Source organism: Actinomadura sp. 21ATH (genome assembly GCF_041951345.1).
In the GTDB taxonomy this organism is placed as follows: domain Bacteria; phylum Actinomycetota; class Actinomycetes; order Streptosporangiales; family Streptosporangiaceae; genus Spirillospora.
This window is the reverse complement of record NZ_JBGNUR010000014.1, coordinates 125665-151632: the sequence shown is the minus strand read 5'-3', so window position 1 is coordinate 151632 and position 25968 is coordinate 125665. Positions and strand designations below refer to the sequence as shown.

At 74.2% G+C, this 25968-nt stretch carries 24 protein-coding genes; 4 read left to right on the top strand and 20 right to left on the bottom strand.

The features are described from left to right. Positions 1-8: 8 nt before the first annotated feature. On the bottom strand, positions 9-569 hold the full coding sequence (locus ACA361_RS31810; protein ID WP_375018145.1) for a dihydrofolate reductase family protein: 561 nt from the start codon (positions 567-569) through the stop codon (positions 9-11). 181 nt (positions 570-750) lie between these two features. On the opposite strand from ACA361_RS31810, the gene ACA361_RS31805 reads away from it, so the two are divergent. After that, the gene (locus ACA361_RS31805) at positions 751-1731 is read left to right on the top strand and encodes a hypothetical protein (protein WP_375018144.1); all 981 of its coding nucleotides are present in this window, start codon (positions 751-753) and stop codon (positions 1729-1731) included. Between the two features lie 32 nt (positions 1732-1763). After that, positions 1764-2189, top strand: coding sequence for a DUF6210 family protein (locus tag ACA361_RS31800; protein ID WP_375018142.1), 426 nt, complete (start codon positions 1764-1766; stop codon positions 2187-2189). Between the two features lie 9 nt (positions 2190-2198). Here ACA361_RS31800 and ACA361_RS31795 read toward each other — a convergent pair whose 3' ends face one another. Genes ACA361_RS31795 through ACA361_RS31785 form a run of 3 tightly spaced genes read right to left on the bottom strand, consistent with a single transcriptional unit; the run spans position 2199 to position 3804 of the window. Next, complete coding sequence (locus ACA361_RS31795; RefSeq protein WP_375018140.1) at positions 2199-2642, bottom strand: RidA family protein; 444 nt, start codon at positions 2640-2642, stop codon at positions 2199-2201. 44 nt (positions 2643-2686) lie between these two features. Further along, positions 2687-2818, bottom strand: a complete 132-nt coding sequence (locus ACA361_RS31790; RefSeq protein ID WP_375018138.1) for a hypothetical protein — start codon at positions 2816-2818, stop codon at positions 2687-2689. Further along, a complete protein-coding gene (locus ACA361_RS31785) occupies positions 2815-3804 on the bottom strand; it encodes a hypothetical protein (protein ID WP_375018136.1) in 990 nt (329 codons plus the stop codon). The genes ACA361_RS31790 and ACA361_RS31785 overlap by 4 nt, the downstream gene beginning before the upstream one ends. Positions 3805-3834: 30 nt before the next feature. On the opposite strand from ACA361_RS31785, the gene ACA361_RS31780 reads away from it, so the two are divergent. Then, positions 3835-4179 (top strand): hypothetical protein, encoded by a 345-nt coding sequence (locus ACA361_RS31780; RefSeq protein ID WP_375018134.1) that lies wholly within the window; start codon positions 3835-3837, stop codon positions 4177-4179. A gap of 22 nt (positions 4180-4201) precedes the next feature. On the opposite strand, the gene ACA361_RS31775 is transcribed toward ACA361_RS31780, so the two are convergent. The 16 genes from ACA361_RS31775 to ACA361_RS31700 form a co-directional block, all read right to left on the bottom strand. Beyond that, on the bottom strand, positions 4202-4825 hold the full coding sequence (locus tag ACA361_RS31775) for a HEAT repeat domain-containing protein (RefSeq protein WP_375018132.1): 624 nt from the start codon (positions 4823-4825) through the stop codon (positions 4202-4204). Between the two features lie 416 nt (positions 4826-5241). Next, positions 5242-6024, bottom strand: a complete 783-nt coding sequence (locus ACA361_RS31770) for an ABC transporter permease (RefSeq protein ID WP_375018275.1) — start codon at positions 6022-6024, stop codon at positions 5242-5244. Between the two features lie 2 nt (positions 6025-6026). Further along, positions 6027-6956: an ABC transporter ATP-binding protein gene (locus tag ACA361_RS31765; protein ID WP_375018130.1), complete on the bottom strand. Its 930-nt coding sequence runs from the start codon at positions 6954-6956 to the stop codon at positions 6027-6029. 90 nt (positions 6957-7046) lie between these two features. Further along, entirely contained in the window at positions 7047-7727 is a 681-nt protein-coding gene (locus ACA361_RS31760; protein WP_375018128.1) for a response regulator, read from the bottom strand. 9 nt (positions 7728-7736) lie between these two features. Beyond that, entirely contained in the window at positions 7737-8498 is a 762-nt protein-coding gene (locus ACA361_RS31755) for a sulfotransferase (RefSeq protein WP_375018126.1), read from the bottom strand. Between the two features lie 110 nt (positions 8499-8608). Continuing rightward, entirely contained in the window at positions 8609-9808 is a 1200-nt protein-coding gene (locus ACA361_RS31750) for a sensor histidine kinase (RefSeq protein ID WP_375018124.1), read from the bottom strand. A gap of 76 nt (positions 9809-9884) precedes the next feature. Further along, positions 9885-11141 (bottom strand): Ig-like domain-containing protein, encoded by a 1257-nt coding sequence (locus ACA361_RS31745; RefSeq protein ID WP_375018273.1) that lies wholly within the window; start codon positions 11139-11141, stop codon positions 9885-9887. Between the two features lie 103 nt (positions 11142-11244). Continuing rightward, the gene (pgl, locus tag ACA361_RS31740) at positions 11245-12024 is read right to left on the bottom strand and encodes a 6-phosphogluconolactonase (protein WP_375018122.1); all 780 of its coding nucleotides are present in this window, start codon (positions 12022-12024) and stop codon (positions 11245-11247) included. After that, positions 12021-13046 (bottom strand): glucose-6-phosphate dehydrogenase assembly protein OpcA, encoded by a 1026-nt coding sequence (locus ACA361_RS31735; protein WP_375018120.1) that lies wholly within the window; start codon positions 13044-13046, stop codon positions 12021-12023. The genes pgl and ACA361_RS31735 overlap by 4 nt, the downstream gene beginning before the upstream one ends. 1 nt (position 13047) lies before the next feature. Then, positions 13048-14574: a glucose-6-phosphate dehydrogenase gene (zwf, locus tag ACA361_RS31730; RefSeq protein ID WP_375018119.1), complete on the bottom strand. Its 1527-nt coding sequence runs from the start codon at positions 14572-14574 to the stop codon at positions 13048-13050. Between the two features lie 153 nt (positions 14575-14727). Beyond that, positions 14728-16542: a hypothetical protein gene (locus ACA361_RS31725; RefSeq protein ID WP_375018117.1), complete on the bottom strand. Its 1815-nt coding sequence runs from the start codon at positions 16540-16542 to the stop codon at positions 14728-14730. Continuing rightward, positions 16539-18200: a phosphoheptose isomerase gene (locus tag ACA361_RS31720; RefSeq protein ID WP_375018115.1), complete on the bottom strand. Its 1662-nt coding sequence runs from the start codon at positions 18198-18200 to the stop codon at positions 16539-16541. The genes ACA361_RS31725 and ACA361_RS31720 overlap by 4 nt, the downstream gene beginning before the upstream one ends. 143 nt (positions 18201-18343) lie before the next feature. Next, complete coding sequence (locus ACA361_RS31715) at positions 18344-20014, bottom strand: glucose-6-phosphate isomerase (protein WP_375018114.1); 1671 nt, start codon at positions 20012-20014, stop codon at positions 18344-18346. Further along, positions 20011-21150: a transaldolase gene (gene tal, locus ACA361_RS31710; RefSeq protein ID WP_375018112.1), complete on the bottom strand. Its 1140-nt coding sequence runs from the start codon at positions 21148-21150 to the stop codon at positions 20011-20013. Before tal ends, ACA361_RS31715 begins: the two co-directional genes overlap by 4 nt. A gap of 54 nt (positions 21151-21204) precedes the next feature. Further along, a complete protein-coding gene (tkt, locus tag ACA361_RS31705) occupies positions 21205-23331 on the bottom strand; it encodes a transketolase (protein ID WP_375018110.1) in 2127 nt (708 codons plus the stop codon). 313 nt (positions 23332-23644) lie between these two features. Further along, positions 23645-24679, bottom strand: coding sequence for an RNA-guided endonuclease InsQ/TnpB family protein (locus tag ACA361_RS31700; protein WP_375018109.1), 1035 nt, complete (start codon positions 24677-24679; stop codon positions 23645-23647). Between the two features lie 281 nt (positions 24680-24960). Between ACA361_RS31700 and ACA361_RS31695 the strand changes: the two genes are divergently transcribed. Beyond that, positions 24961-25947, top strand: coding sequence for a heme o synthase (locus ACA361_RS31695; RefSeq protein ID WP_375018107.1), 987 nt, complete (start codon positions 24961-24963; stop codon positions 25945-25947). The last annotated feature ends 21 nt before the right edge of the window (positions 25948-25968 follow it).

Sequence of the window (25968 nt, the reverse complement as noted above, 5' to 3'; positions counted from 1 at the left end):
CCGCCGGATCAGGTCGTTCGGTAGCGGAGGAGGACGACGCCGTTGCGGAACGGGCGGGCCTCCACCATGCGCAGCTCGTGCGTTGCGGCGTCGTCGGTGAAGAGCCGGGCGCCGTGGCCCAGGACCACCGGATAGACGAACAGCCGGTATTCGTCGACCAGGCCGGCCGCCATGAGGCCGTGGACGAGCGTGATGCTGCCGGTGGTGACGATGTCCCGGCCCGGCCGCGCCTTCAGCGCACGGATCTCTTCGCTCAGATCTCCGCTCAGCACGGTGCTGTTCTCCCATTGCGGGTCGCGCAGTGTGCCGGAGACGACGTACTTGGCGACCTTCCCGAGGTAGTCGCTGACGCCGCTCGGATCGCCGGTCCGGTGCGGCCAGTAGCCGCGCATGTCCTCGAACGTCACGCGCCCGAACAGCACGGCGTCGGCCGCCGCGCTCTGCTCCCGGAGCGCCCCGACCAGATCCGACTGGTCGGCCTCCCGGTCGTCGGCCACGCTGAACCAGCCTTCCGAGGCGTCGATGACCCCGTCGAGCGTGATGTTCTCGGTGACGATCAGATCCCTCATCCCGGTCCTTCCGTGCGCAGGTCCGTACAGGGAGGCAGACCGGCGGGGACGGCCGGAATCATCGATGGCGGGCCGGCCCGACTTTGGTCTATCCGGAATAGCCGGGCGACGGGTGCCGGGGCGGGACGGGCGCTCGTACCGTGTGATCTCGGGTGGCCGGTCCGGCGGAGGGGATGCGAGCGTGGACGTCAAGGGGATCTCGTACACGGTCGACGAGAGACCGGCCGAGGGCGTGCGCCGGGATCTGCGCGCCATCGCCGAGGGCCTGCACTGCACGACGGTGATGCTGATCGGGACGGACACCGCGCGGCAGATGGAGGCCGCGCGGTACGCCCTGGAGATCGGGCTGGACGTCTACATCCGGCCCTACCTGCCCGACCGTCCGCGCAGCGCGCTGCTCGCCCATCTGGCGGAGACGGCCGCGGGCGCCGAGAAGCTGCGCGCCGAGTTCCCGGGCCGGGTCACGCTGCTGGTCGGTACCGAGTTCTCGCTGACGTCCCCGGGCATGCTCCCGGGGCCGCGCGTCTTCGTCCGCCTCCAGGTGCTGGTGCGGCCGCGGCTGAGGCGCCTGTTCGACCGGCGCATCACGCGGAAGCTCAACGTGCTGCTCGCCGCCGCGCTCGCGGTGGCGCGCCGGGCGTTCGAGGGACCGGTCACGTACGCGGCGGGCGCGTGGGAGCGCGTCGACTGGGACGGCTTCGACGTGGTGGGCGTCAACCTCTACCGCCAGGGCGGCGACCTCGCGGCCTACCGGGAACGGCTGCGGGCGCTGGTACGGGAGAGCGGCAAGCCGGTCGTCATCACGGAGTTCGGGTGCGGTGCGCACGAGGGCGCGGAGTTGCGGGGGCCGGCCTCGTTCCTGATCGTGAACTGGTTCGCCGACCCGCCCCGGGTGAAGGACGGTCACGTGCGGAACGAGCGCACGCAGGCCGGCTACCTGGGCGAACTCCTCGACGTGTACGCGGCGGAGGGCGTCCACGGCGCGTTCGTGTTCACGTTCTCCATGCCCGATTTCCCCCATCACCCCGATCCGCGCCATGACCTGGACATGGCCGGGTTCGGCGTGGTCAAGCAGGCCGCCGACGCTCCCGGCTGGGAGCCGAAGGAGGCGTTCCACGAGGTGGCGCGCCGCTACGGGGGCGCCACGGCGGATCCCGGTTGAGGGCGGGGCCGGCCGCCCGGGAGAGTGGCGGCATGGGCTACGGACGGTACGTGTTCCTCGATCCCGGCGGCACGGGCGGGTACCGGCTGCACGTGATCGTCGAAGCGCCGACCGGCGTCGTCTACCAGCAGCAGTACGGCGGGACCGCCTGCCGCCAGGGCGAGCTGGAGGGCTTCCTCGTCCCGGTGCACGGGCCCGGTGCCCTGGACGCGCTCCGGAGGCTGTTCGAGAAGCACTTCCGCGGCGCCGGGACGTGGAACCACGCGTGGCGCGACGAGGAGCGCCGCACGCTGCGCGAGGCCGTCGAAGCCATCCCCTACTGGGCATGCGACGGGGAGAACGAGGAGCCGCACCCGCTGCGCCTCGACGAGAACCGGATGCCGGACGCCGACGAGGCGTGGGTGCCGGTGGCGACGCCCGACGGGCCCGGCGTCCTGGTGTGGCCCAACTCCGACTGAGAGACGGGGTCAGTCGCCGGCGACCGCCACCGCGTCCACCTCGAAGAGCATGTCCGGGAGCGCGAGCGCCGCGACGCCGTTGAGGGTCTGCGTGGGCGGCCGGGTCCCCCAGATCGCCGCGATCCGCTCGCCCAGGATCCCCAGCTTGGTCTCGTCGTGGCCGACGATGAACGTGCGGAGCTGCACCACGTCCGCGTAGCCCAGGCCCGCGGCGGCGAGCGCGGTGCCGAGGTTGGCGAAGGAACGTTCGACCTGCTCGGCGAAGTCGTCCGAGGTGACATGGCCGTCGCCGTCGGAGGCGTACTGGCCCGCGATGAACACCAGTTCCCCCGACGCGCGGGCGACGTGGCTGTAACCGAACCGGGCGGGGTCGTGCAGGCCCTCGGGGTTGATGATCTCGGGCATCGTTGCTCCAGACTGGATCGTGCGGCGGACGGTGCCGATGATCTTCATGGCACGACCACGTCAACGTCCGGAGTGCGCGCCGCCTTCCCGGGTCAGCGGTCGCGGTTGCGGATGAGGAAGAGCACGGCCGCGATCAGGGCGGCCAGGGCGACGGCCACGGCGACGAGGAGGAGCCAGCCTGGTGCGTCGTTCTCGCGCGCCACGTCGGCCAGGATTCCGGTCATTCGCGTTCTCCCGTCAGATCGCCCGCGCCCGCCAGGAGGGCCAGCAGTACGGGGAATTCCAGATAGGCGTGGTAACTCGCGACGGCACCGTACAGCGTCTTGCCGCCCGCGTAGTCGGTGGCGAAGAGGACGGCGAGCAGGGCCCCGCCGGCCAGGCCCAGCAGCCAGGCGCGGCGGCCGCGCAGGGCTCCGGCGCGCTGCTCGAACCGTTCCGTGGCGGGACGCGCGTAGCGGGGCATGAACCACACCCAGACCACGTAGTGCATCGTCTGCAGGAACGCGAAGACCACCAGCAGCCGCAGCGCGAGCGCCGTGTCCAGCCAGGCGGGCGGGGTGTAGGCGGCCATCAGCCGCTCCCCGCCGCCCGCGAACGCCGCGGCGGCCCCGTTCTGGTCGCCGCCGAACCAGGCGTCGAACGTCCCCGCGAGGATCAGCGCCGGGACGATCAGCACCCAGGCGACGTGCGTAGCCCGGAACGCGGCGCGGCCTTCACGCAGCTCCCGCGCCCATTCCCACAGGAAGAACAGCGGTACGACATTGTGCAGGTGCGTCAGGAAGACGAAGTGGTACGCGGGGAACGCCAGCGAGCCGGCCGCGGCCAGGCCCAGGAACGCGAGAGCCGCCACGAGCAGCGGAACGCGGCGGCGCAGGCCCCACCAGCACGCCACGGCGAGCACGGAGTAGCCGAGCAGGATCTCGGCGGGCGCCGACCAGGAGAGCATCGGCACCAGCCGGCACAGCATGATCCCGGTGATGAGGACGACCAGGAGACCGAGGAAGCGGCCGGTGAGGATCGCGGCGAACCGCCCCGACACGTACCGGATCTCCAGCACGTTGTGCAGAATGCCGAACATGGCCAGGCCGAGGACCGTCACCGTGGCGGGCAGCCGCAGCGCGGCCACCAGTGCCGCCCCCGCCACCACGCAGAAGGCGGCGATCAGCGTGCGCGGCGTCGCCGCGGCGAACGCCCGCCCGCCCGGCAGCACTTCGGCGGCGATGACCGTCCCCCTCGTCCCGTGACCGGCTACCCGGCCGCGCTCGCCCTGACCCTGGCCGTCGAACTCCCGGTGTACGCCGTCGCGCTGCGCGCCCTGCTCGGCGTCCGCGCCGCGGCGGCCCTGGCGATGGCCGCCGGGATCAACCTGGTGACGCATCCTGTCGTGTGGCTGACGCTGGGCGCGGCGGCGCGGTTCCACGGAGGGTACGAGATCGTTCTGCTCCCTGTCGAGATCGCCGCCTGGCTGACCGAGGCGGCGATCCTGTACGCGCTGCTGCGGCGGCGCGGCCGGGACCTGGCCGGCGTCGCGGTGGCGGCCAACGCGGCCTCGTTCCTGGCCGGGCTGCTCCTCATCGGCCTGTGACGTTCACCGGCCGCGGAACGTCCTAGACCTTGACGCCGTCCATGGCGCGCAGGGCGGTCGCGGCGCGTTCCCGCAGGAACTCCTCGGCGTCCCGCTCCGCGATGGCCCGCAGGTGGGGGAGGAGGTCGCGGTAGCCCGTGTACGAGGCGGCGAACACCGAGGCGTAGCGCACCCGCGCGTCCCCGTCCGCGAGCGCCGCGCCGATCCGCTCGGACACGTGCCGGTCCGGCTTGCCCGGCGCCGCCAGGCCCAGCCGCAGCACCGCCTGCCCCCGCGAGCGCGGGTCGGCCGACTGGTCGAGGGCCTGGCAGAGGTCCGGGACGGTCCAGGGCCGCAGCGTCTGGTCCGCCGTCGACGCCAGCGTCTCGACGACGTTCTGCGGATCGCCGGTGAGGTAGATGTATCCGATGCCGAACATCGCGTCCTGCACGTAGCGGAGCGAGCCGGTCTTGAGAGTGCGCTTGCCGAGCGTGTGCCCGTCGGCCTGCCAGACGACCTCGCCATCGGTTCCGGCCTCCCGGTCGCGTTCGGTGACGCTGACCATCGGCCACTGGAAGCCCTTGGCGAACTCGTCGACATGCTCGACCGTCGTCTCGGGGCGGAGGACGCGCCGTCGCGTCGCGAAACGATCATGTGAACGAGACATGCGCGGCATTGTCCTGGCACACCTGACCCACCGCCACCGGAATGCCACATTTGGTGCACCCCGCTCACGCTGTGTCGCTCATCCGCCAGAGCCGCGGCGCCCGCCGGAACCGCTCCGGCTTCCGCTCGCGGGACGAGCCGGCTCAGGATCTCCTGGCCGCCGAGCGGGCGGGCGGCGGCGTTGGAGCCGTACACCCCGGCACGGCTCCGAAAGCATGCCGAACGGGCGTGTCAGGCGTCTCCGGAGCCGACGAAGCGGGACAGCAGGCGGGCTCCAGTTCCTGAGCACGCTGCCGGGTCCGGTACGGGACGGCGTCGCGCAGGCGGGCGCCGAGGCGTTCCAGGTGCTCTTCCTCACCGCGCTCCCGGTGGCCCTCGCCGGGCTGGCCGCTGCGCTGCCGCTGAGGAACGTCCCGCTCACTTCACCTCCCGGCGGGACAGCCGGAACAGGCCGATGACCAGCGGGAGGAGCAGCCACACCGCCAGCGACACGCCGATCCTGGCCCACTCGCCGGCGGTGGCGGTGCCCGCGGCCGGGTCCGACAGGACGGCCAGCGTGCGGTTGGCGTCCAGCCACTCGGCGGGCTTCTGCAGCTTCTTGACCAGCTCGTTCAGCGTCGACCACAGCGTGGGGACGACGAAGAACAGCACGATCGACAGCGCGGGGCTCTGCAGCAGCAGCCCGAACGCGAGGCCCATGAAGACCATCGCGAGCGAGAAGACGAGCAGCCCGCCGAGCCGCGCCGGCGGGATCGACCAGTCGCCGGCCGAGCGGCCGAACGCGCCGCCGAGCGCGCGGGTCGCGGCGGCCACGGCCAGCCCGATCACCAGGAACGCGGTGGCCAGCAGGCCGGTGGCCGCCGCCTTGGCGCCGAGCACCCGGAACCGGCCGGGGACCAGGGCGAACGTCGTCAGCGCCGTCCGCTGCGACCATTCGCTGGTCACCGCCAGGATGCCGATGACCGGCAGCAGCAGCGACACCCCGGCCTGGGTGGCGACCAGCATCTCCAGCAGCGTCTGGTCCTGCTCCGGAACGGTGAAGACGATCACCGGCATCAGCGCCACCGTCGACAGCGCGATGATGATCAGCAGCCCTCGGCCGGAACGGGTGTCGGTCATCTTGCGCAGCTCGACGGCCGTCAGCCGCGCCGCCGAGGGCCGGGCCGGCTCGGTGAGGACGGCCGGCGCGGGAGCGGTCATGGTCACTTGAGGGCCTCCTCGGCCGGTACGGGAACGGCGGCCGGGACGGCGGGCGCCCCGGCGGTCAGGGACAGGAACAGCTCCTCCAGGCCGCCCCCGCCCGCCTGGCGCAGCTCGGTCAGCACGACCCCGGCCGCCGCCGCGGCGCGGCCCACGGCCTCGGCCGGCGCGTCCACCGTGAAGGCCCCCGCCCCCTCGGGACGCGCCGTCAGCCCCGCGGCCGCGAGCGCGGCGTGCAGCGCGGCGGCGTCCAGGCCGCGCACCAGCACCCCGCCCGGCGCGGTCAGCAGCTCCGCCTTGGTGCCCTGGGCGGCGATCCGGCCGCCGGAGATCACCACGAACCGGTCGGCGACCGCCTCGACCTCGCGCAGCAGGTGGGACGACAGCAGCACCGTCCCGCCGCGGTCGGCGAACTCGCGCAGCAGCGTCCGCATCCAGAAGATGCCCTCGGGGTCCAGGCCGTTGGCGGGCTCGTCCAGGATCAGCACGCCCGGGTCGCCGATCAGCGCCTGGGCGATCCCCAGCCGCTGCCGCATCCCCAGCGAGTAGCCGCCGACGCGGCGGCGGGCCGCCTTGGCCGGCAGGCCGACGCGTTCGAGCATCTCCGCCGCCCGCGCCTGCTCGACCCCGAGGACGTGGGCGGCCAGGCCCAGCGTCTCGCGGCCGGTCCGGCCCGGGTGCATGGCGGCGGCGTCCAGCAGCACGCCGACGTGCCGGCCGGGGTTGGCGATCCGGGCGTACGGGACGCCCAGCACGGTCGCCCCGCCCGCGCTCGGCGGGGTCAGCCCGCAGATCATCCGCATCGTGGTCGACTTGCCCGCGCCGTTCGGGCCGAGGAAGCCGGTGACGGTCCCCGGCTCGCAGCGGAACGACACCGCGTCGACCGCGGTGACCTCCCGGTAGCGTTTGGTCAGCTGTACGACATCGATCATGCCTTCAGGCTGCCGGGCCGGCCGGGGACGGCGCGTCGGCCGATGGTCGAGGACGCGGCGACCGAAGTCGACTCCCCCGGGCCGACCGGATCAGGCGCCGGCGGCCGCGTCCTCGCCGCCGCTCGCGTCGTGCACGAGCAGCGCGATCTGGACCCGGTTGTTGAGCTCCAGCTTGGTGAGCATCCGCGACACGTACGCCTTGACGGTCGCCACGCTCAGCGACAGCTCCCTGCCGATCTCGCTGTTGGTACGGCCCCGTCCCACCAGCGTCGCCACCGCCCGCTCGCCCTCGCTCAGCCGGTCCAGCAGCGCGCGGGCGCGCTCCCGGCGCGGGTCGACGCCGGTGCCCGCGACGTAGGTCATCATCCGCCGCAGCACCTCCGGCGAGATCATCGGCTCGCCCGCCGCGACCTGCCGGATCGCCCGGATGATCTCCGGCGGCGGGGTGTGCTTGAGCAGGAAGCCGCTGGCCCCGGCCCGCATCGCGCGCAGGATGTGGTCGTCGGTGTCGAACGTGGTCAGGATGATGATCTCGGGCGGCTCGCGGCGGGCGCGCAGCCGCTCGGTGGCGGCCAGCCCGTCCAGCCGCGGCATCCGGATGTCCATCAGCACCACGTCGGGACGGTGCTCGTTCACCGCGGGCAGCACCTCGGTCCCGTCGGCGACGTCGGCCACGACCGCCAGGTCGTCGGCGGCGGCCAGCATCATCGACAGGCCGGCGCGCACCAGCGCGTCGTCGTCCACGATCAGCACCCGGATGGGGGAGTCCATCCCGCCACCCTACTGAGCCCCGATCACCGTCCGGGCGCGGGCGCGCGCAGCGCCGACCCGTGCAGCAGCGAGACGACCGGGTTGGGCTCGCGGGTGCGGGCCAGCCGCTCCTCGACGGCCCGGCGCCGCCGGACGCGGTGGCGGTGCGCCGCGCCCCGGTGGAAGCGCACGAGCTGCGCGGCGGGCGGTCGCGGCGCGCCGGACGGCTCGTACCCGTGCGCTTCCAGCCTCCCGCCAGGTCAGCGCGGCGCTGACGACGTCGCCCTTGTACCACGGCATGCCCTTCAGCGACCCGATCGCGTCCCGCCCGTCCCGGACGAGATGGACGAACTGCGCGTCCGGGAACATCCTCCGCAGCATCGGGACGCGGCGGAAGTAGCTCGGCCGCTTGTCGCTCCACCGCTCCTTGCCGTGCTCGCGCGCGTACGCCCGGAATACGGTCGCCAGCGCCGAGCCGAGCGTCGGCGGCCCGGCGGCGATCTCCTCGGTGACCAGGCCCGCGTCCAGCCCCAGCACGGCGAACTTGGTCGCCTTCCGGCCGGTGATCCACTCGCCCAGCTCCCGCCGGTTCGCCGCGTCCTCCAGGGCGCCGAAGGCGTGCCGCTCCTCGTAGGCGGCGTGCACGAACCTCGTCTCCGACGGCATCGCGCTGCGCGGATGGCAGTGCAGCATCTGCTGGAGCAGGGTCGTCCCGGAACGCGGGCAGCCGATGACGAAGACCGGCCGGTGGGAGCGGCCGGACGGGCCGGAGTGGTGGGCGTCGTGTGTCATGCCCGCAGAGCGTGCCGGGCGCGCCTGGCGGGACCCTGAAAACGACCTTGGACGGCCCTGAGCGTTCCGTTTCCCCGCCCGGTGCGGGCCGGTCCGAGCGCGGGCCGGGCTCAGTGCGGGTCGGCGGGTTCGGGGCGGGCCGGGAGGCGGGCGTGGAGGCGGAAGCGGCCGTCACCGGTGCGGCCGTGCTCCAGCGTGCCGCCGAGGATGTCGACCCGCTCGCGCAGGCCCAGCAGCCCCGCGCCCGCGCCCGGCAGGCCCAGCGCCCGCGCCGGGCCCGGCGGCAGCAGGTTGACGATCTCGATGTCCAGGCCCCCGCCCTCGGCGGGCCCGATCGCCACATGGACGCGGGCGCCCGGCGCGTGCTTGCGCGCGTTGGTGAGGCCCTCCTGGACGATCCGGTACGCGTGCCGCCCGATCCGGGCCGGGACCGCGCCGGGATCGGGCACGCGGTCGTCCAGCGTGACCTGGGCCCCGGTCCGCCGGGACTCCTGGACCAGCGCCGGGACGTCGGCGAGCGTCGGCTGCGGCCGGTCGGCGCCCGCGGCGCCGGGCTCGCCCGGCCCGCCGGGGGCGGGCGGCGGCGCGCGCAGGACGCCGAGGACCTCGCGCAGGTCCTCCATCGCCTCGTACGCGCTGCGGCGGATCACCCCCGCGGCCTCGCGCTGGTCGGCCGGCGCGTCGGCGTGGAACTCCAGCGCCCCGGCGTGCACCGCGAGCAGCGAGATCCGGTGCGCCAGCACGTCGTGCATCTCCCGGGCGATCCGCTCGCGCTCCAGATGGCGGGCCTCCTCCACGCGCAGCCGCTGGCCCTCCTCGGCCTGCCGGGCGCGCTCCTTCAGCGACTCGATCAGCTGCGCCCGGGACCGGATCAGCAGCCCGGTGCTGATCAGGACCGCGTACCCGAGCGGGAACACGATCAGCGACTCGATCCGCTCCTGCCTGGTGAGCGACGGCACCGACAGGAACGTGACCGCGATGAACGACAGGTTGAGCGAGGTCACCGCGGCCGTGGCCCGCCAGCCGCTGTTGACCGCCACGGTGAACACCGACATCGCGGTGGCGCCCCAGGCCGAGGAGGCGAACAGGCCCGCGGCCGTCAGGAGCAGGCAGATCCGCACCGGCCAGCGCCGCCGGAACAGCACCAGCACCGCGCAGGCGACCGCCCCGATCACCAGGTCCCGGGCGAGGTGGATCTCCTTGGGGTGGGGATAGGTCTGCCGGGCGCCCTCCAGGACGAGCAGGCCGAGCGCCGCGGCCAGCACCGCGATGCTCGCCTCGCGCATCAGGAAGAGCCCGCGGAGCCTCACGGCCCCCACGCTATCCAGCCCCGGCGGGCCCGGCATCGGCCGCGGGTCGGTGCCGCCGCCGACTTTGGTCGGTACGTCAGCCAAGGGGCAGGCCCTGCACGGGCTTGCCGAGGGCGCCGCCCGCGACCCAGTCCTCCCACGACTTGGCCCACGGCGTCGGGCCGTTCCCGAACTCCAGCTTCCGCGTCGTCCCGCGGACCTCGATGACGTCGCCGCGGTTGGTGAAGTCGTAGAACCACTTGGCGTCGCCGGGGGAGGCGTTCACGCAGCCGTGGCTGACGTTGGCGCTGCCCTGCGAGCCGGTCGACCAGGGCGCCGAGTGGATGAACGTGCCGCTGTAGGTCATCCGGACGTTCCACTTGGTCGGCGTCCGGTACTCGCCCGGGTTCCCGGTGGTGGCCGAGTCCATGACCATCTTCGCCTGCTTCTCCTGCGCGATCATCGAGCCGGAGTAGCTGTCGTCGCCGGGCTTGCCGAGGCTGACCTTCATCGTCCGCACGGTCCGGTCCCCGTCGGTGACCGTCGCCCGGTACTTCTTCGCGTCGATCCGGGTGACGTGCTTCGGGCCGACGCTGAAGTTCAGCGTGCGGTCCTTCATGCCGTACAGGCCCTCGCCCGCCTTCACCCCGGCGAGACGCGCGACGACCTGGACCTTCTGCCCGGGCGGCCAGTACTCGCGGGGCCGGAAGTCGACCTCCTTGTCGCTGATCCAGTACCAGGCGCCCTCCACCGGCGTGGACATCCGGACCTGGAGCGACCGCTCGATCGCGGCCTTGCCCTCCTTGGTGGGCACCGGCCGGCTCAGCAGCAGCTGGATCGGCATCCCGACGCCGACCTTCTCGCCCTCCAGCGGCGACATGCCGCTCTCCAGCCTCTGCTTCGGGGTCAGCGTGGTGAACGTGGACGTCGCCGTCATCGGCTCGCCGCCGTCCGCCTCGCCCTTGGCGGTGACGGTGTACGCCGTCGCCGGCCGCAGGCCCCAGGTCGTCCGCCAGGACGCGCCGTCATCGGCCAGCCTGCCCTCGGCCTTGCGGCCCTTCGCGTCCGCGACCGTGACGCTCGTCAGCTTCCCGCCGTCCGCCTTCACCGTCACCGGCTGGTCCGGGGCCACCTCGCGGGCGCCGTTCGCCGGGGTGACGGCCACCTTCCCGGCGCGGGAGCCGTCCCCGCCCCCGCCGTCGCCGCCGGCCGAGCACCCGGCGGCGACGACGACCACCGCGCAGCCCGCCGCCGCGGCCGCTCTCAGCCGATGGCGCCCGACCCGCGCGGGCCCGGCGCCGTTCGTTCCGATCCTGTCCGCTCCGACCCTGCCTGACGTGATCGCCCGGCCCATGAGCACTTCGGATCCTCCTCAACGCTCGGAGTCTCACCCTGCGGAAGGGCTTTCCCCCGCCCGCCAGACTATGCCGGGCGGGCGGGGCCGAGCGCGGGAACCGTCAGGGCGAGGCGATGCGCTGGATGCCCGGCGGCAGCTGCGCGGCGGCCGCCCGGTCGAGCAGGAACAGCGTCCGGTGCCGGCCGCGCGCGCCCGCGACCGGGACCTGCACCGGGCCGGCGCCCGACAGCCCCATCCGGACCGCGTCGGCCTTGCCTTCGCCCGCCGCCAGCACCCAGACCTCCTGCGCGGCCTGGATCGACGGCAGCGTCAGCGAGATCCGCGTCGGCGGCGGCTTGGGCGCGCCGCGCACCGCCACCACCGCGCGCTCGTCGTACAGCGCCGGCATCTCCGGGAACAGCGACGCCACGTGCGCGTCCGGCCCCATGCCGAGCATCAGGATGTCGAACGACGGCACCGGCCCGTGGTCCTCGGGCCGGGCCGCCGCGCGCAGCTCCGCCGCGTAGCGGGCCGCCGCCGCCTCCGGATCGGCGCCGTCCGGCCCGTCGGTGGCCGGCATCGGGTGCACCCGCGCCGGGTCGGCGCCCACGTGGTCGAGCAGCGCCTCGCGCGCCCCGGTCTCGTTGCGCTCGGGGTCGCCGGCCGGCAGGAACCGCTCGTCGCCCCACCAGATGTCCAGCCGCGACCAGTCGATCGCGTCGCGCGCGCCGTTGGCGGCCAGCTCGGCGAGCACGGCCGTGCCCACCCCGCCGCCGGTGAGGACGACGGACGCGGCACCGCGCGCCGCCTGCACGTCCACCACGCGGGTGACCAGCCGCGCCGCCGCGGCCTTGGCCAGCAGCTCCTGGTCGCGGTGGACCAGGACGGACGGCGGCGTCACTTCCGCTCGCCCTCGTGCCGCGCCTCGGCCGCCGCCCCGGCGTCCGCCACCCCGGCCTCCGCCGCCTCGGGCGCCGACACCGCGTCCGGGTGGCCGGGCCGCTCGACGACCGCGGACAGGTCCTTGGCGAAGCGCGCGGCCGCGTCGTGGTACACCTCGTCCGGGTCCAGCCGGCGCAGCTCCTCGGCCAGCAGGTCGGGCAGCGGGCGCCGCATCAGCGACACCTGCCGGTCGGGCTGGTCGGGCCGCGACAGGGTCGCCACCCGGCCGTCCGGCCGAGAGACGGCGATGTCGCCGGCGACCGTCGTCAGCCGGACGCCGGTGATCCCCGGCCCCTCGGACACCACCCGCGACACCGGCACCCCGAGCCGCACCGACAGCCAGGAGGCCAGCAGCTCGGCGCTCGGGCTGTCGGCCTCGGCCGCGACCTCGCCCGACACGACCTCGTCGTGGTCCTGGTCGAGCGCCGCCGCCAGCAGCGACCGCCACGAGGTCAGCCGGGTCCAGGTGAAGTCGGTGTCGCCCGGCTTGTACGCGTTGGCCAGCCGGGCCAGCGTGCCCAGCCGGTCGCGCGCCGCGTACGCGTCGGTGACCCGCCGCTGCGCCAGCCGCCCCAGCGGGTCCTCGCTCGGCGCCGGCGGCACCTTGCCGCCCGGCCACCACGTCACCACGGGCGTGTCGGGCATCAGCAGCGGCACCACCACCGAGTCGGCGTGCAGCGCCAGCGGCCCGTACATGCGCAGCAGCACGGTCTCGCCGGGCCCGGTCTCGCCCATCCGGATCTCGGCGTCCAGCCGGGACGAGTTGCCCCGCGAGTCCCGGGAGATCACCGTCAGCACCCGGCACGGGTGCTCGCGGGCCGCCTCGGTCGCCGCCCGCACGGCGTCGTACTGCGCCGACTCGTCGGTCACGATGATCAGGGTCAGCACCATGCCCACGGCCGGGCCGCCCATCAGGTGCCGGGCCTGCGTCAGCGCGTCCTGGATGCGGCGGGTGCTGGTGTTGGTGAGATCGATGTTCAACTTAGAGTCGCCTCCATGCGCGGCCGTCGCGGGCCATCAGCTCGTCGGCGCCGTCAGGGCCGTACCCGCCGGACTTGTACTGCTCGACCGCGCCCTGCGCCGCCCAGTGCTCCTCGATCGGGTCGAGGATCTTCCAGGACAGCTCGACCTCCTCCTGGCGGGGGAACAGCGGCGGATCGCCGATCAGCACGTCCAGCAGCAGCCGCTCGTACGCCTCGGGGGAGGACTCGGTGAACGACTCGCCGTAGGCGAAGTCCATGTTGACGTCGCGGATCTCCATCGAGGTGCCGGGCACCTTGGAGCCGAACCGCACCGTGATGCCCTCGTCCGGCTGGACCCGCATGACCAGCGCGTTCTCGCCCAGCTCCTCGGTGTCGGTCTGCGAGAACGGCAGGTGCGGCGCCTGCTGGAACACCAGCGCCACCTCGGTCACCCGCCGGCTGAGCCGCTTGCCGGTGCGCAGGTAGAACGGCACCCCGGCCCAGCGCCGGTTGTCGATCTCCAGCTTGACGGCGGCGTACGTCTCGGTCCGGGAGCTCTGGGGGATGCCCTCCTCCTCCAGGTAGCCCTGGACGCTCACGCCGCCCTGCCAGCCCGCCGCGTACTGCCCGCGCGCGGTGGCCAGGTCGAGCTCGCCCGGCACCCGCACCGACGAGAGGATCTTGGCCTTCTCGGCGCGGACCGCCTCCGCGCTGAACGACGTCGGCTCCTCCATCGCCGTCAGGGCCAGCAGCTGGAGCAGGTGGTTCTGGATCACGTCGCGGGCGGCGCCGATGCCGTCGTAGTAGCCGGCCCGGCCGCCGATGCCGATGTCCTCGGCCATCGTGATCTGCACGTGGTCGACGTACGACCGGTTCCAGATCGGCTCGAACATCGTGTTGGCGAACCGCAGCGCGAGGATGTTCTGCACCGTCTCCTTGCCGAGGTAGTGGTCGATCCGGAAGATCGACTCCTCGGGGAAGACGCGGTGCACGGTGTCGTTCAGGTCCTTGGCGCTGGCCAGGTCGTGGCCGAACGGCTTCTCCACCACGACCCGGCGCCAGGAGCCCTCGTCGTGCTCGGCCAGCCCGCTGCGCTGCAGCTGCTCCACCACCTGCGGGAAGAACTTGGGCGGGATCGACAGATAGAACGCGTAGTTGCCGCCCGTCCCGCGGCTCTCGTCCAGCTCCTTGACCGCCATCGCCAGCGCGTCGAACGCCCCCGGGTCGTGGAACTCGCCGGGCACGAAGTGCATGCCCTCCGACAGGTGCGTCCAGACGTCCTCGCGGAACGGCGTCCGCGCGTGCTGCTTGACCGACTCGTACGCGATCTGCCGGAAGTCCTGGTGATCCCAGTCGCGCCGGGCGAAGCCCACCAGCGAGAACCCCGGCGGCAGCAGACCGCGGTTGGCCAGGTCGTAGATGGCCGGCAGCAGCTTCTTGCGCGACAGGTCTCCGGTCACCCCGAAAAGCACCAGCACGCACGGGCCCGCCACCCTCGGAAGCCGCTTGTCCCGGGGATCCCGGAGCGGATTGGGTGTCTTGGTCACGTGACGGCCCCCTCTTCTAGCACCACGTCGTGGACCGTTCCTGCCCACTGTGGCGTCCCTATGCAAGTCGTCCCTATGCGACAAGTCATACGTCTGTGATGTCTCATCCGGCCGCCTCGCCGGGCGGCCGGGCGGGAACTCGTGACGGCGAGCTCATGGCCCTCCCCGGGCGGAGTCCAGCAGCCGGGCCAGCCCCGCCCAGCGGTCCTGCAGGTGCAGCCGGACCACGGGCCGGCCACCGCGCGCCGCGGCGCGGGCCTCGCCGAGGGCGCGCGCCACCTGCAGCGGGCCCAGCCGCTGGTGCCGGCCCGGAACCGGTACGTCGTGGACCACGTTCCCGGTCACCACCAGGTATACGCCCTTCTCCCGGTGATCATTCCCGATCGCGGGGTAACGGTGGCCCCAGCTGATCGTCACGGGCCGGGCGCAGCGCGCGGCCAGCACCGCGGCCAGCCGCCTGACCTGGGCGCCCTGCCCGCGCTCGGGGTCGGGGTCCAGGTGCGCGACGATCGCCAGATGCCCGTCGGAGGCGGCCCGCCGCACCACCGCGTCCAGCAGCGCGGCCAGGTCGGCCGCCGCGGCGAACGCGGGGTCGGCGGTGTGCACCTCCACGGCCTGCCCGGGGTCCCCCTCGGCGAACATCACCGGGTCGGGCGCCGACTCGGCGGGGTCGCGCTCGGGCGCCCGCAGCGGGTCGATGTCGAGCAGGTGCGCGGCCACGGCGGCGGCGTACTCCCACAGGACGAGCTGCGCGGGCAGCGGCCCGGACACGGTCGCGTCGTCCTGCCGCGGCCGCCCCTCCAGCGTCACCAGGAACAGGTCGTCGTCGGGGACCACCGGCAGCCCGCCGTGCTGCACCACCGGCAGCAGCCGCCCGCCGGTCGCCTCCGCCAGCAGCGGCGCGATCCAGTCGGCCGTGCCGGGTCCGGCCGAGTCGGCGGACCCGGCGAGCTCCGCGGCCGGATAGCCGCCGAGCACCATCGTCTCCCGGCCCGAGCGGGCCGCGCCGCCCAGGATGGCGCCCAGCACCAGGCCGGGGTTGTTCTCCGGGCGGGTCAGCGACGGCAGCACGCGCGCCGCGCCGTCCAGCAGCGCCGCCACGTCGGCGCCCGCCAGGCCGGCCGGAACCAGCGCGTACGGCGACAGCGCCCCGAACGCGGTCGCCTCGGGCGCCTCGATCAGCGGATGCCCGGCGTCGGCGGCCTTCTTCGCCGGCACGCCGCCCGGGGCGGTCACCACCACGAACCGCCGCGCGATCTCCTCCGGGCCGAGGTCCAGGTCCTGGAACAGCTGGACGAAGACCCGCCGCAGCGTGTCGGTGGCCTGGTCGTTGCCCGTGACCACGACCAGCGTGCGGCGCAGCCGCTCCCGGTCGCCGGCCGCCCGCAGCAGCGGGCCCGGCTCCAGGCCGTCCAGCACGGTCAGCGACATGCCGCCCGGCCCGCGCGGCGGCTCGGCGGGCCAGGACGCCGTCTCGAACGCGCCGACGGCCGCGGCGGCGCCGGGCGGGACGTCGATCCCGTCCGCGCCGCTCCCGCCGTCCTCGCCGCCGTCCGCGTCGCCGGAACCGGAAGGCGCGGCCGGCGCGGGCTTCTCCGCCGCCGCCGCTGCCTCCGCCGCCGCGTGCAGCGCGGCGAAGTGCCGGAAGACCAGCTCGGCGGCGCGGGCCGGGGCGCCGCGCCCCAGCAGCGCCACCTCGGTCAGCCCGTCGGCCTCCGCCGCGGCGCGCAGCTCGGCGATCCGGTCCAGCAGCGCGCGGGTCGGACCCGGCTGGCCGGGCCAGCACAGCTGCCGGCCGTCCTGCCCGGCCCGCACGGCCGACGGGAACAGCGACGGATCCTCCGACGCCAGCCGGACCGGGATCTGATCGATCCACAGCCGGCCCAGCATGCGCTCGGCGGCCTCGCGGATCGGGCCGCGAGCCGTGATGGACGCCTTCCCGGAGACGACCGCCGTGTAGGTCGTCACGCGCGCGCCGCCGTCCGTACCGCCTCGGTGAGCCGGCCCGCGCCCGCCACCGGATCGCGGAGGTGCAGCCGGACGACCGGCAGCCCGCGCCGGCGCAGCGCGCGGACCTCGGCCATCGCCCGCGCCAGCCGCACCTGGCCCAGCGTGTACGGGCGGCCCGGCACCGGCAGGTCGGCGAACGCGTCGCCCGCCGGCGGCTCACCGCTCACGATCAGGAACGCGCCGGTCCCCGGCCCGTCCTTGTGCACCGCGCCGGTGGCGTGCAGGTGCCCCGGGCCCGGCCCGTACGACACCGGGCGGCCCCGGCGGCGGGCCAGCGCGGGCGCGAGGTAGCGGCCGGAGAAGTCGCCCGACAGGTAGGTCACGATCGACAGGTAGCCGTCGTCCGGGACCGAGGCCAGCAGCACGTCCAGCACCCCCGGCACGTCCCGGCCGCCCATCCCGGCGCCGGCCGGCCACGCCAGGTCGGTGTGCACCTCGATGTCGCCGTCGACCAGGACGGGCGGCTCGTCGGGGAGCGGGCCGCCGGCGGCCATCCGCAGCAGCGTCGCCGCGTCGTCCTCGGCCTCCTGCACCACCGTGCTGCCGGGCTCGAACGGGTTCACGCCCAGCAGCCAGCCGGTCACCGCGGCCGCGTACTCCCAGAGCAGGAACTGCGCGCCCAGCGGCGCCCACAGCGAGGTGTCGGCCTCGTTCTGCGCGTCCCGCGGGTTGATCGCGATCTCGTGCGCGTCGCCGAGGTCCGCCTCGGGCACGCCCGGCGGGTCGAACACCAGCACGCCGCGGCCGCGCTTGCCGGTGCCGACCGACAGCAGGTGCGAGATCCACGCCGGCAGCGCGCCGGACCCGCCCGGCTCGCGCAGCACCAGCTTGTCGCGGGCGACGCCGTCCTCGCCCCGCTGCGCGCAGCCGCCGAGGATCGCTCCCAGCAGCAGCCCGGGGTTGTCGTCGTCCTTGCCCAGCGACGGCGCCAGCGTCGCCGCCTCCTCCAGCAGCCCGAGCGCGTCGGCGCCCGCCAGCACCGAGGGCACCAGCCCGTACGCCGACAGCGCGCTGTAGTGGCCGGGCAGGTACGGGTCGGTGAGGCCGATCCGGAACCCGCTCTGCCGGGCGAAGTCGTGCAGCGGGCTGCCGTGGTCGGTGATGACCAGGAACCGCCCGGAGATCTCCCGCTCGGACAGCCCGTGCCGGCGGAACGCGTCGGAGAAGATCCGCCGGTACGCGTCGCCCTCCAGCGACACGCCGGACTTGCTGGACAGCACCACCAGCGTGCGGTCGAGCCGGCGCAGCGCCCGGCCCAGCGCGGCGGTGTCGCCGCCGTCGAGGACGGTCAGCTCACCGGCCGCGGACCCGGCGGGCTGCGCCGCCATGATCGCCTCGGCGGCCATGCTCTCCGCGCCCAGCCCGATCAGCACGATGTGGTCGAGTCCGGAGTAGCGGACCTCCGAGATCAGCCCCTCGATCTGGTCGAGCAGCCCGCGGGAGGCGTACGGCAGGTCGAGCCAGCCCAGCCGGCTGTGGTCGACCGTCCGCCGCCCCCACAGCCGCGGGTCCTTGGCGGCCAGCGCGCTCGGCACGCCGCAGCTCACCAGGTAGTCGCGCGCCTGCAGCGCCGAGTCGAGCACGTCGCCGCGCGTCAGTACGTCGAATCCGGACACCCGTCCCTCCTGGCTTCCTCCCCCGGCTCCCTATCGTTCCAGGATTGAACGGGCGTCCGCGACCTTCTCCGCGATCTTCTGGTTCCGCAACGTGAGATTCCGCGCGCCGATTCCGCCCCGCCGCGCGCCGCCCCCGGCACGTCTCAGGAGGTGAGCGCCTTGGTCAGCTGGGCGAGCCCGTCGACGCGGTCACGCAGATGCAGCCGCACGACCGGGCGCCCGATCGAGCGCAGCGTCCGCATGTCGCCGTACGCCTGCGCGCGCTGGAGCTCGCCGAGCGTGTACGGCCGGCCCGGCACCGCGACGTCGGCGGCGACCTCACCGGTGATCTGCAGGAACACCCCGCCGCTCGGACCGCCCTTGTGGTACTGGCCGGCGGCGTGCAGGCCGCGTGGCGCCCAGCCGAACGTGACCGGGACCGGGTTCTTGCGCACGGCGGCGCCCCGGTCGGCCAGCAGCGAGCGCATCCCGGCCGCGTCCGGGTCGCCCCACCGGTCCAGGAACGCCAGCACCGCCAGGTAGCCGCGGTCGGGGACCGCGTCCAGCAGCGTCTCCAGCGCCCCCGGCAGGTCGCGGGCGCCCTTCAGCATGCCGCCGGGGTCGTGCACCTCCACGGCGCCCGACACCAGCGCCGGCGGCCGGTTGACGACCGTCGGCCCGGCGCCGTCCTCCGAGCGCAGCAGCCCGGCGGTGTCCTCCCGCGAGGCCCGCACGTCCGGCTCGTCGAACGGGTTGACGCCGATGACGCGGGCCGCGACGGCGACCGCGTACTCCCACAGCAGGAACTGCGCGCCCAGCGGCCCGGCCACGCTCAGCCCGGACTCGCGGCCCGGCCCCGGCGCGTCGGCCCGGCTGCCCAGCAGCACCCGGCAGTGGCCGGGCGCCGCCGCGAAGCCCGGCGCGTCCACGCTCTCGACCACCACCGGCAGCAGGCCCCTGCCGCCCTTGCCGGTCGACTCGGCGACCAGGTGCTCGGCCCAGCCGGCGAAGCCCGCCAGCCCCGAGCCGTGGTCGGCGATCACCAGCTTGTCGCGGCCGGCCAGCGCCGCCGCGCCGAGCGCGGCGCCCAGCGCGAGCGCCGGGTTGTCGTAGGGCTGGCGCAGCGCCGGCGCCAGCGCCGCCGCCTCCTCCAGCAGCCGCGCCACGTCGGCGCCCGCCAGCGCGCTCGGCACCAGCCCGGGCGCGCCCAGCGCCGCGTACCGCCCGGCGGTGTCGGCGTCGGCGGGCACCAGCCGGTACCCGGCGTCGCGCGCGGCCGCCTCCAGCGGCGAGCCCGGCGCGGTCACGGCGACGAAGCGGCGGGCCAGCTCGGCACCGGTGATCCCGGCCCGGCGGAACGCCGCCTCGAAGATCCGCCGGTGCGCGTCGGTCTCGACCGAGGCGCCGCTCAGGCTGGACACCACGACCAGCGTGCGCGCCAGCCGCTCGTCCTCCAGCGCCGCCCTGGCCTGGTGCGGGTCGGAGCCGTCCAGGACGGTCAGCTCCACCCCCGCGGTACGGGTGACCGCCTCGGCGGCGAGCGCGGACCCGCCCGCGCCCGCCAGCACGACCCGGTCGAGCCCCGCGCCGCGCGCCTCGCCCGCCAGCTCGGCCAGCCGGCCGAGCAGCGGGCGGGAGCGCGCGGGCAGGTCGAGCCAGCCCAGCCGGCGGGCGGCGGTCGCGGCGGCGTCCGGCCCCCACAGGCCCGGCGCCGCCGAGGCGAGCCGGCCGGGGACGCCGTCGGAGACGAGCCGCTCCAGCACGGTCTCGCTCTCGTGGACGGCGCCGCCGCGGAGGGTGACCGACGCCCCGCCGGCGGTCACCACGGACGTCATGCGGCCCCGCCCTTGGGGCCGCCCTTCGCGCCGCCCTTGTCGCGCAGCTCGTCGGCGATGGTGCCGAGCAGCTCGTTCCAGGACGCCTCGAACTTCTCGACGCCCTCGTCCTCCAGGACGCGGACGACGTCGTCGTAGTCGACGCCGGCGTCCTTGAGCGCGGCCATGTGGGCGCGGGCCTCGTCGTAGAAGGCGCGGACGGTGTCGCCGGTCACCTCGGCGTGGTCGGCGGCGGCGTCCAGCGTCGCCTCCGGCATCGTGTTGACGGTGCCGGGCGCGACGAGCTGGTCGACGTACAGCGTGTCGGGCAGGTTCGGGTCCTTGACCCCGGTGGACGCCCACAGCGGGCGCTGCGGGCGGGCGCCGGCGTTCTTGAGCGACGTCCAGCGGTCGCCGCCGAACTTCTCCTCGTACAGGGCGTACGCGAGCCGCGCGTTGGCGACCCCGGCCTTGGACCGCAGCCCCTTGGCGGCCTCGGACCCGATCTTGTCGAGCCGCTTGTCGATCTCGGTGTCGACCCGGCTGACGAAGAACGAGGCCACCGACGCGATCGTGGACAGGTCGACGCCGTTCTCGCGGGCCCGCTCCAGGCCCTCGAAGAACGCGTCGATGACCTGCCCGTACCGCTCCAGCGAGAAGATCAGCGTCACGTTCACGCTGATGCCCTCGGAGAGCGCCTGGCTGATCGCCGGCAGCCCCTCCTCGGTCGCCGGGATCTTGATGAACAGGTTGGGCCGGTCCACCAGCCACCACAGCGCCCGCGCCTCGGCGGCGGTGCGCTCGGAGTCGCGGGCCAGCCGCGGGTCCACCTCGATCGACACCCGGCCGTCGAGCCGGTCGGTGCGCTCGTACACCGGGCGCAGCACGTCGCAGCCCCACCGGATGTCGTAGGTGGTGATCGCGCGGGCCGCCTCCTCGACGTCCACCTCGCGCACCGCCAGGTCGCGGACCTGGTCGTCGTAGGCGGAGCCCTTGCTCAGCGCCTTGGCGAAGATGGTGGGGTTGGAGGTGACCCCCACCACGTTCCGCTCCTTGACCAGCTGCTCCAGGTTGCCCGTCCGCAGCCGTTCCCGGCTGATGTCGTCGAGCCAGATGGACACGCCTTCGGCGGAAAGCTTGTTCAGGTTCTCGGTCATCGCTGTCTCCTCGTCGAGTTTGCGGGGGGAACGGCCGCGGACGCGGTACGGCGGCTAGTTGCCGGTGGTCTCGCCCCGCCCGGCGCCGCGGACACCGGCCTTGATGAGGCTGGCGTGGGCGGCGGCCACGACCCGCTCGGCGGTGATGCCGAACTGCTGGTACAGGGTCTTGTAGTCGGCCGAGGCGCCGAAGTGCTCCAGGCTCACCGACTCGCCGTCGTCGCCGATGTACGACCGCCAGCCCAGCGCGATCCCGGCCTCCACCGACACGCGGGCGCGCACCGACGGCGGCAGGACCTGCTGCCGGTAGGCGTCGTCCTGCGCGTCGAACCACTCCACGCACGGCATCGACACGACCCGGGTCGGGGTGCCCTCGGCCTCCAGCGACTCGCGGGCCTCCAGCGCCAGCGACACCTCGCTGCCGGTCGCGATCAGGATCACCTCGGGCCGGCCGTTGCCGGCCTCGGCCAGCACGTACCCGCCCTTGGCGGTGCCCTCGGCGGAGGCGAGCCCGTTCCCGCGCTCCACGGTCGGCAGCTTCTGCCGGGTGAGGGCCAGGCCCGCCGGGCGGTCGGTGTGCTCCAGGATCGTGCGCCACGCCCACGCCGTCTCGTTGGCGTCGGCGGGACGCACCACGTCCAGGCCCGGGATCGCGCGCAGCGCCCACAGGTGCTCGACCGGCTGGTGCGTCGGGCCGTCCTCGCCCAGGCCGATGGAGTCGTGCGTCCACACGAACGTCACCGGCAGCTTCATCAGCGCCGCCAGCCGCACCGCCGGCCGCATGTAGTCGCTGAAGACCAGGAACGTCCCGCCGTACGGGCGGGTCCCGCCGTGCAGCGCGATGCCGTTGCAGATGGCGCCCATGGCGTGCTCGCGGACGCCGAAGTGCAGCGTGCGGCCGTACCGGTGCCCGGGGAACTCCTTGGTCTGGAACTCCTCGGGGATGAACGACGGCTCGCCCTTCATCGTGGTGTTGTTGCTCTCGGCCAGGTCGGCCGAGCCGCCCCACAGCTCCGGCAGCACGCCCGCCAGCGCGCCCAGGACCTGCCCGGACGCGGCGCGGGTGGCGACGTCCTTGCCGGCCTCGAACTCCGGCACCGCGCCGGCCCAGCCGTCGGGCAGCCGGCGCGCGGAGATGCGGTCGAACTCGGCGGCGCGCTCGGCGTTGGCCTCGCGCCACGCCCGGTACGACTTGTCCCACTCGGCGTGCAGCGCGCGGCCCCGGTCGGCGACCTCGCGGGCGTGGGCCAGCACGTCGTCGGCCACGTCGAACGACTTGGCCGGGTCCAGGCCCAGCACCTTCTTGGTGGCGGCGACCTCGTCGGCGCCCAGCGCGGAACCGTGGATCTTGCCGGTGTTCTTCTTGTTCGGCGCCGGCCAGCCGATGATCGTGCGCAGTGCGATGAACGAGGGCCGCTCGGTCTCGGCCTTCGCCGCCTCGAACGCGGCGGCCAGCGCGGCGGCGTTCTCCTCGTAGTCGCCGTTCACCGTCCAGTCGACCTCGTGGACGTCCCAGCCGTACGCGGCGTAGCGGGCGCGGACGTCCTCCGACAGCGCGATCGCGGTGTCGTCCTCGATCGAGATGTGGTTGTCGTCGTACAGCAGCACCAGGTTGCCCAGCTTCTGGTGCCCGGCCAGCGCCGACGCCTCGTGGCTGATGCCCTCCTCGATGTCGCCGTCGGAGCAGAACGCCCAGATGGTGTGGTCGAAGGGGGACTCGCCGGGGGCGGCGTCCGGGTCGAACAGGCCGCGCTCGCGGCGGGCGGCCATCGCCATGCCCACGGCGTTGGCGATGCCCTGACCCAGCGGGCCGGTGGTGGTCTCCACGCCGGCGGTGTGCCCGTGCTCGGGGTGCCCCGGCGTCAGGCTGCCCCACTTGCGCAGCGACTTGAGGTCGTCGAGCGTCAGCGGGTAGCCCGACAGGTACAGCTGGATGTACAGCGTCAGGCTCGAGTGCCCGCAGGACAGGACGAACCGGTCGCGGCCCGCCCAGGACGGGTCCGTCGGGTCGTGCCGAAGGAACCGCTGGAAGAGCAGGTAGGCGGCGGGCGCCAGGCTCATCGCCGTCCCGGGGTGGCCCGAGCCGGCCTCCTCGACCGCGTCCATGGCGAGGGCGCGGACAACGTCCACCGCCCGCCGGTCCAGGTCGGACCATTCAAACGTGCTGATGTCCCCAGTCACGGAACGCCAGGCTCCTCTCGAACCGAAATCTCGTTATATGTGCGGCTACGTGCCCGGGGCAGGCCCAGTTCAGCCCGCGAAACGGCCCGCGAACCCCGATCGCCCCGTGCCCGGCCGCCGGTCGCGGCCCGGTGAAGATCATGACCTGCCCTTCCCGAGCCTATCGAACGGGACGCCCGCCGCCGGTGACCCGCGGACCTGCCGCCGGCGAGCCGCCCGGGGGCGCGCCCCGGCCCGTACCGACCCTGGACGACCCTTGCCCGAACGTTTTGCCCGCTAACCGTTACCTGGAATGTAGTCAAGCAAATACAGTTCAGGCAGTCGCCGCTTGCGCGGCGACGGCCCCGGCCTGACCCGCACGAGGTGTGGTGCCGGGTTCCTGTTTCACCGGCGGTCGCCCGGCGCGGCCGGGTCTTACACCGCCTCCGCAGGCGTTTCGGCTCTCCGCCCCACTGGCGGCGAGGTCACGCAGGTTGATCGCGGCGTTGACGTCGCGGCCCAGGTTCAGGCCGCATGCGTCGCACCGGTAGGTCCGTTCGGACAGCGACAGGCTTGGCTTTCGCCCACCGCATCCCGAACAGGTCTTGGAACTGGGGTACCAGCGGTCGGCCACCACCAGCCGCCCACCGCACCAGCCGGTCTTGTAGGCCAGCATCCGACGGGCCTGCCCGAACCCGGCATCGGCCACCGCCCGCGCCAGCCGCCGGTTGGCCACCATCCCGGTGACGTTCAGGTCCTCGACCACGAGCGTCTCGTAGCGCTGGGCGAGGGTGCTGGTGGCCTTGTGGAGGGCGTCGTTGCGTACGTTGGTGATGCGGGCGTGGCGGCGGGCCAGGCGTGCGGCGGCTTTGGCACGGTTGGCCGACCCCTTGGCCTTGCGGGAGTGTGCCCTGCTGAGCCGCCGCAGCTTGCGTAGCCCGGCGTGCAGGGCTTTGGCGCCGGGGATCTCGGTCACGGTGCCGTGGTCGTCCACCACCGTCAGCAGCGTCTTGACGCCCAGGTCGATACCGGCGGTACTCCCCGGGCGCGCATGCCGGTCGGGGACGGCGCGGTCGATCTCCACGGTGAACGACACGTGCCAGCGGTGCGCGGTCCGCGCCACGGTCGCCGACAGGATCCGCGCCGTCCCGTTCTCCTCCCACCACGCCAGCGCCGGGTCGGCCTTCTTGATCGCGTTCCACCGCTTGTGCATCTGTGCCGCAGACCACCACTTGCCCTCGGCCGCGTACCGGTCCTGGCAGGCGGCCAGGCCCCAGTTCCACGCGAACCGGGACGCGCCCGCGTGCGAGACCAGCGCCCGCTGCTGCGCGGGCGTGGGATCGAGCGCAAACCTGAACGCCTGCGTCACTAACACCGCACACACGGTAACGAGCACAGCTGACGAAATCAGCGGAATCCTGATCCGTCGCGTGGGTCGGCCCGACCGGCCTGCGACCTGCCTCCGGCACGGCTCCGGCGCGCACGGGCGGCCCCGGTGCGTGACCTCGGGAGGGGGCGGACTACAGTGAACCCGCGGTTCGAAAGCACATGGCCGCAGCAGATACGCCGATCCGAGGTGCGGCCAAATCGCGCGGGGGCACCGCCGAGGTGGACGCGATTTCTCTTGCCTAGTTGGACGTGGACCCGATTGTGACGGTGCTCAGTAACAAGCTCGCCATCGAGCTCGACGACGAGGTGCCGGCGGCACCTCCGCCGCCCCCCGCGGGCCCGGAGCGGCCGGCCGGCCGGCGCCCGCTCGGCGCGCTCGTCCGCGCCTACGTGGCGCTGACCAAGCCGCGCGTGATCGAGCTGCTGCTGATCACGACGCTGCCGGTGATGTTCCTGGCGGCCGGGGGAGTGCCGCCGCTCGGGACCGCGCTGGCGACGCTGGCCTTCGGCACGCTGTCGGCCGGCGCGGCGAACGCGATCAACTGCTACATCGACCGCGACATCGACGCCAAGATGCGCCGGACCCGCCGCCGCCCGCTGGCCCGGGCCCAGGTCAGCCCGACCGAGGCGCTGGTCTTCGGGGTGGTGCTGGCCGCGGCGTCCACCGCCGGGTTCGCGCTCGCGGTCAACGTCGTGGCCGCGGCGATGTCGCTGTTCGCGATCCTCTTCTACATCTTCGTGTACTCGCTGCTGCTCAAGCGGCGGACCTCGCAGAACGTCGTGTGGGGCGGCATCGCCGGCTGCATGCCGGTGCTCATCGGCTGGTCGGCGATCACCGGGAGCCTGGCCTGGACCCCGTTCGTCCTGTTCGGCGTGGTGTTCCTGTGGACGCCGCCGCACACCTGGACGCTGGCGATGCGCTACCGCGAGGACTACGCGGTAGCCAACGTGCCGATGCTCCCGGTGGTGGCCACCGAGCGCCGGGTGATCGTGGAGAGCCTGGCCTACACCTGGGCCACCGTCGCCTGCTCGCTGGTCCTGTGGCCGGTCGCGGGGATGAGCCTGGTGTACGGGGCGCTCGCGGTCGTCCTCGGCGCGGTCTTCCTGCTGGAGGGGCACCGCCTGCTGCGCGCCTCGATGGCGGGGCTGACCGGCGTGCACCTGCGCCCGATGCGGTTCTTCCACCTGTCGAACGTCTACCTGGCGCTGCTGTTCACTGCGGTCGCGGTCGACCCGTTCTTCACCTGACGAACCGGCGCGGGCCTTAGC